8 protein-coding genes are annotated in these 6,178 nt (G+C 66.7%); 6 read left to right on the forward strand and 2 right to left on the reverse strand.

Going from position 1 to position 6,178, the window contains the following annotated elements; genetic code table 11:
* The 6 genes from WBV89_RS03295 to WBV89_RS03320 form a co-directional block, all read left to right on the forward strand.
* Positions 1 to 741: FadR/GntR family transcriptional regulator (locus WBV89_RS03295; protein WP_423979919.1), on the forward strand; the 741-nt coding region annotated here is incomplete at its 5' end.
* Positions 738 to 1,430: a VOC family protein gene (locus tag WBV89_RS03300; RefSeq protein ID WP_423979920.1), complete on the forward strand. Its 693-nt coding sequence runs from the start codon at positions 738 to 740 to the stop codon at positions 1,428 to 1,430. The genes WBV89_RS03295 and WBV89_RS03300, both read left to right, overlap by 4 nt.
* A 10-nt stretch (positions 1,431 to 1,440) precedes the next feature.
* On the forward strand, positions 1,441 to 2,166 hold the full coding sequence (locus tag WBV89_RS03305) for an SDR family NAD(P)-dependent oxidoreductase (protein WP_423979921.1): 726 nt from the start codon (positions 1,441 to 1,443) through the stop codon (positions 2,164 to 2,166).
* Positions 2,166 to 3,248, forward strand: a complete 1,083-nt coding sequence (locus WBV89_RS03310; RefSeq protein ID WP_423979922.1) for a phosphotransferase family protein — start codon at positions 2,166 to 2,168, stop codon at positions 3,246 to 3,248. Before WBV89_RS03305 ends, WBV89_RS03310 begins: the two co-directional genes overlap by 1 nt.
* A gap of 105 nt (positions 3,249 to 3,353) precedes the next feature.
* A complete protein-coding gene (locus WBV89_RS03315) occupies positions 3,354 to 3,737 on the forward strand; it encodes a nuclear transport factor 2 family protein (RefSeq protein WP_423979923.1) in 384 nt (127 codons plus the stop codon).
* A gap of 12 nt (positions 3,738 to 3,749) precedes the next feature.
* Positions 3,750 to 4,439, forward strand: a complete 690-nt coding sequence (locus WBV89_RS03320; protein WP_423979924.1) for a VOC family protein — start codon at positions 3,750 to 3,752, stop codon at positions 4,437 to 4,439.
* 18 nt (positions 4,440 to 4,457) lie between these two features.
* Here WBV89_RS03320 and WBV89_RS03325 read toward each other — a convergent pair whose 3' ends face one another.
* Together WBV89_RS03325 and WBV89_RS03330 are read right to left on the reverse strand one after the other, a co-directional pair.
* On the reverse strand, positions 4,458 to 5,120 hold the full coding sequence (locus tag WBV89_RS03325; protein WP_423979925.1) for an FMN-dependent NADH-azoreductase: 663 nt from the start codon (positions 5,118 to 5,120) through the stop codon (positions 4,458 to 4,460).
* A gap of 28 nt (positions 5,121 to 5,148) precedes the next feature.
* A partial coding sequence (locus WBV89_RS03330) for a hypothetical protein (protein WP_423979926.1) occupies positions 5,149 to 6,178 on the reverse strand: 1,030 nt, incomplete at its 5' end.

Raw genomic sequence — 6,178 nt, forward strand, 5'->3', positions numbered from 1 at the left:
CGGGTCGCCGAGCAGACGATTCGCCGACGGATCCTCGACGGGTCGCTTGCACCCGGCACGCTGCTGCCGCCGGAACACGACTTGGCGGAACAGCTGGGCGTCACCCGGCCCACGGTGCGCGAGGCGATGCGATCGCTGGAGTCTGCCGGGCTGATCGAACGCGGTCCCCGCCGACGGATGGCGGTCACCGCGCCGAACAAGAGCGTGGTCACCAACGCGATGCACGAGGCGATCGTTCTCCATGGGATCTCCTACCGCGAACTCTGGGAGGTCCAGTCGGCAATCGAGCCGCTCGCCGCTCGCTTGGCCGCCACCAATGTCACCGCCGATCTCTTGGAGCGGCTGCGAACCAACCTCGACACGACTGCCAATTGCCTGGACGACCCGGCTGCGCTCGCGGAGGCAGATGTCGAGTTCCACGACCTCGTCGCCGAGGCATCGCACAATCATGCGCTGCTCCTGGCTCGCGAACCCCTCGGCGCGCTCCTCTTCCCTGCGTACGGCACCGTGATCCGCCGCATCGGGCCCGGGCGCCGCCTGTTCGAAGCCCACAGCCGAATCTTCCGTGCACTCGAATCGGGCGAGGCCGAAACGGCTCAGGAGTGGATGTCCAAGCACATCGTCGACTTCAAGCGGGGCTGCGAACTCGCCGGCCTCGACCTCGACGATGCAGTGACCGTCAACCACCAGACCAGCAACACAAACCAAGAAGACACCAAAGCGAACGGAGAACGTCCATGACCACACACAACGGCATCCATCACCTGGCGGTGGCCACCGCCGACATCAAGGCACAGATCGACTTCTTCAACGATGTGCTCGGCTGTGAACTCGTCGCCCTCTACTGGATGCACGGCGTCGAAGGCGCCTGGCACGGCTTCTTGAAGTTGAGCGACACCTGCTCGATCGCGTTCGTCCAGACGCCCGACATCGCCGGGATCGAGCGCACCATCGGCGTCACACACGCCGGTAGTGGCGCCGGGCCCTGTGCCGGTGGCGCGATGCAGCACGTGGCGTTCAACGTCGACACTCTCGACGATCTGCTGGCCATGCGCGACCGCATCCGCTCGCGCGGCATCACCGTGTTCGGTCCGCTCGACCATGGCATGTGCCACTCGATCTACTTCGCCGGCCCCGAAGACCTCAGCCTCGAAGTCGCCACCTCGGAGAAGCCGCTCGACGGTCGGGCCTGGATCGACCCCGAAGTCGTCGGTCTGGCCGGTATCTCGCCCGACGAACTCGAGCGCTACCGCAACCCCGACGTCTTCGAGCCGACCGACACCCCGGTGCCGCAGCCGGCGTTCGATCCCGATCGCCCGTGGCCGCGCGGCATTCCCCAGGAGGCATACGTCGGGCTCATCGGCATGCCCGACGAGGTCGTCACCCAGACGATGAGCGAGAACACCCCGCCGGTCCTGATCGACGGGTGACCCAACCAACGTGATCGACTTCACCGGGCGACGAGTCCTCGTCGCGGGCGGCAGCAGCGGGATCGGGCTCGGCACAGCCCGACGCTTCGAACTCGCCGGGGCCGAGGTCCACGTCACCGGCACGCGCGCCAGCGCGGCCGACTACGCCGAAGGCGACCTGGACGGTCTCGCATTCCATCAACTCGACGTCGCCGACCCTGTTGCTGCCGAGACGCTCGCCTCCGACTTCGACGCCCTCGACGTGCTGGTGCCAAGCGTCGGCACGGTTGCGTACGGGGGTGCCGAGTACGACATCGACACCTTTCGGCAGGTGATCGACGTCAACCTCAACGGCGTGATGGCGCTGTGTACGGCATTTCGGCCGCAGCTCACCGAGTCCAATGCCGCAAGCATCGTCGTGGTCGGATCCACGTCGAGCTTCATCGCAACACCGGGTCAACCCGCCTACTCCGCCAGCAAGGGCGCACTGGTCACGCTGACCAAGTCACTCGCCGCGGCGTGGGCGAAGCACGGCATCCGCGTCAACGGCATCGCCCCCGGTTTCGTCAACACCAAGCTCACCAGTCGCAGCCACGACGATCCCGCCGTCTACGACGCGACGGTCAAGCGCATCCCGATGCGTCGGTGGGGTGAGCCCGAGGAGATGGGCGACGCCGTGTTGTTCCTGGCCTCGTCGATGGCCAGCTACATCACCGGCCAGATGCTGCTCGTCGACGGCGGCATCACCCTGATGTGATGACGATGACGAATCTCGAGGAGTCGGCCGGAACCGACACGTCACCGGTCAGCGACCAGCAGGACTGGGCCAAACTTGATGCGTGGCTCCGCTGCCACCTCGAGGGACGTGTACCGGAACTCGACGGTCCGCTGAGCGTCGAGCAGTTCACGGGCGGCCACGCGAACCTCACCTACTGCGTCGCCTTGGGGGCGACCGAGATGGTGGTGCGGCGGCCACCGTTCGGCGACATCGCTCCCGGCGCCCACGACATGGCCCGCGAGTACCGCGTGTTGCATGGGCTGGGACCAGTGTTCGATCGGGCACCACGGGCGCTCGCGTTCTGCGACGACGTGTCCGTGATCGGTACGCCGTTCCTGGTCGTCGAACGTCGCCGAGGGCTCGTCGTCCGCGACGAGATCCCCGCCGGGCTCGCCGAAGCCCCCGATGCAGCTCGCCGAGTCTCGATGGCACTCGTCGACGCGCTCGCCGAACTCCACTCGATCGACGCGGACCAAGTCGGGCTCGGCCGACTGGGCCGACCAGACGGTTTCGTGGAGCGGCAACTCGCCGGGTGGCACGACCGCTGGCACCGGATCGACGCGGGCCGGAGCCCGCGGTTCGATCAGGTCCACGCGCGGCTGGTATCGACCCGGCCGCAGACGACGCGAGTGTCGATCCTCCACAACGACTACAAGCTCGACAACGCGATGTTCACCGCAGGTCAACCGGACCGTGTGTCGTCGATCTTTGACTGGGACATGGCCACGCTCGGCGATCCGCTCATCGATCTCGGCACGCTCCTCGGCTACTGGAAGCAAGAGTCGGACCGAGTCGACCGGGCGCCGACGATCGAGCTCGACATGACCGACTTCCCGCCGCACGACGACATCGTCGAGCGCTACGCGTCCGCTGGCCACGACGTCGATCACATCGAGTGGTACGAGGCGTTCGCGCTCTGGAAGCACGCCGTCGTTCTCAAACAGCTCCACCACCGATTCGTCACCGGTGACAGTGCAGACGGTCGTCTGCAACAGCTCGGCGACCACATCGAGCCCATCGTCGAACTCGCCCACTCACTGCTCTCCGCCCAAGCAACCTGAACCGTCCTGCAGGAAGCGCCCGAAGGGAACCGTGTCCGAACCGTTTCTGAACCGACACCAACAAGGCCGGTGGCGTCCACGCCATGGCCAGATGAGGAGACCCGAATGACCACCCACCTGACAGCAATTGACGTTGCCGACGCCGTGTTCGCAGCGATCGAACGCGACGACCTCGAGGCGCTCGCCACGCTGTGGGCCGACGACATCGAGGTCTGGCACAGCAACGACGGTGTTGTGCAGGACAGGGCACAGAACTTGGCCGTGCTCGCCTGGATGATCGAGAACACCGAGACGATCGAGTACCGAGACATCGTCCGCGAACTCACCGCGGCCGGGTTCGTGCAGCGCCACGTCCTCCACCTGACGTTCGCCGACGGCCGCACCGCCGACTTGCCGATCGCGATCTTCGTCTCGGTCCGTGACGGTCAGGTCATCCGGATCGACGAATACATGGACTCGGGCCACATCGCCGCTGCATTCGCGGGCTGACGCGTGAACGCGATGTCGGACCCGATGGATCTCGCCAAGCTCGCCGTCGATGTGGGTCTCATGACCAACGATTGGCCGTCGCACCAGCAACTCCTCGCCGAGGTCGGCGTGGAGTACGACCATCTCCTGAAGATCGGCCGCGGCGTCCACCAACATCGATACGCGATCGGCGACTCCGTCCTCAAGGTGAACAGCCATCGTGACGAGCTGGTGGCGACCCCATCGCCGCTCGTCGGGCTGCGAGTTGCGGGTGCGGTCGACCGTCCGACGGCGCGGGTCACCGCCGATCGCGTGCCGATCGACATCGTGCCCGTCGGGACCGACGGCATCGTCGATGTCGAAGTGCGGTGGCGTACGCATCGGCCAGATGAGGTCGCCGAGTTCCTGGAGGCCGGGCTGGGGGGCGTGCAGGAGGAGGAGCGGTGGCGTGTCGGGACCTCATGGTTCGTGGTCGAGGCTGATCCCGCCGCTCCGGAAGCATCCGAGGGACTCGACGGCCTCGGTCTTCGCTACCTCACCGTGCAGGTCCGCAACGTCGTTCGCGAACACGCCCGGTTGGTCGACCTCGGCTACGAGTCAGCGCGTGAGCCGGTGCGCCTCGGCGACACGGCGTGCATCTCGTTCGTCCGAGCGCCCGACGGAGTCTGGGTCGAGGTCTCGCAACGAGCCTCCCTGACCGGAGCCCTCCCCGTCCTGCACTGAACCGTGCCGGCCAACCGGCTACGTGAACGCGAGTCCGGCGGCGCGAGATCGATCGACAGCCTCGGCTGCGATGGCTTCGCGCTCCTCGGGCGTCCACGCGGTCGTCGGCTCGACGATGACCGACTCGGCGAGGTCGAAGCCGAGGAGTTCGAAGAGATAGCGCAGGTACGGATCTTGATGATCCTCCATCTCCGGGCTGCGTCCGTCGTACGCCGATGACCGGGTGAGGATCAGTTGTGCGCGCTTGCCCACGCCGAGGAGGCCGACGTGGCGGCCCTCGGCGTCGACCCTGAACGACTGAAATGGCTGGACGACGACGTCGATCCACGCCTTGAGTGCATGCGGAATGCCCCAGTTCCACATCGGTGATGAGACGAGGATTGCGTCGTGCCGCTCGACCTGTTCGATTCGAGCACCCACCTGTTGCCAGATTGCCTCCTGCTCCGCTGTGCGCTCCTCGCCGAGCAACGGAGCGAACTTCGCGAGCGCCGCCTCCCGGCCGAACGACACGACCTCGTCGGACCAGACGTCGAGATGGGTGACGCCCACGTCGCCGCCGAGCGACTCGAGGAACGCTCGAGCACACGACGACGACAGCGACCGATCTCCCTTCGGGCTGCCTTCGACCCACAGGATCGATGTCGGTGAGCCGGTGGCGGCGCGGTCCGGCGATGTGCTCACGGCTGCTTTCTTTCCTGGCCGGTCTGCATCAGACCAGCCGGTTCGTGATCGGTTGTCCGAACATCTGGCGGGCGTGGTCGCCGTAGCGCGACTCTCGCTCGAAGACGACGTGGTTCGCGGCGGCGTTGATGTCGCGAGCGCACCGTTGGATCGCATTGTCGAGCATCGCACCACTCGCCCCGATGAGCGACGCTATGGCGTTCGTGGCATCTCGGCACATGAACGTCGCGTGGGACACCTTGGTGATCCAGTTGCTGCGCTGCTCGAGTGTCGAGTCGGCACGGCCGGCGAGCAGCCCGGCGAGCGCGTCGCGCATCAACAGCTCGGCGGCGTCGATCGTCAGCGACGCGTCGGCGATCAGCCCGAAGTTGCCTTCGCCCTTGACGGCACCGGTCGCCTCGATCTTCGCCTTCACCTGCTCGGCGAACGCCGCCCGGGCGTTGCGGGCTGCTCCGAGACACGGCAGGCCCGCAGCGAGCGCGAGGATCGGCATCAGCGGCGTCGAGTACAGCGGAGCGTCGTGTCGTTCTGCGATCCCCCAGCTTCCGTCCAAGATGCCGAGGAATGGCACGGCACGGTCGGCGGGCACGAACACGTCGTCGATCGTGAAGTCGAGCGAGCCCGTACCGCACATGCCGGAGATGTGCCAGGTGTCGACGGTGTCGACCTCGTCGCGCGGCAGCAGGAACATCATCGGGGTGACGCCGCCGTCGGCATCGGTGGCCAGACAGCCGGCGAGCACCCAGGTCGCGTGCACGATGCCGGTTCCCCACGACCAGCGACCGTTGACCCGGTAGCCGTCGTCGGTCGGCGTGGCGGTGCCGCCGCCGATGTTGAGTGCGGCCGGTGCGAGCACGTGGTTCGCGTCGCCGTAGATCTCGTCCTGCACCGCTTCGGGAAACTCGGCGAGCCAGAACGCGTGCTCGATGTAGAAGCCGATGATCCAGCCCATCGCGGCATCGGCCTCCGCCAGGATCAACACCACCTCGAAGAAGGTGTCGACGTCGAGTTCGTGGCCGCCGTATCGCTTGGGCACCATCATCGAGAACAGCCCGCTG

Origin of the sequence: Ilumatobacter sp. (assembly GCF_049588435.1) — a bacterium.
Classification (GTDB): Bacteria; Actinomycetota; Acidimicrobiia; order Acidimicrobiales; family Ilumatobacteraceae; genus Ilumatobacter_A.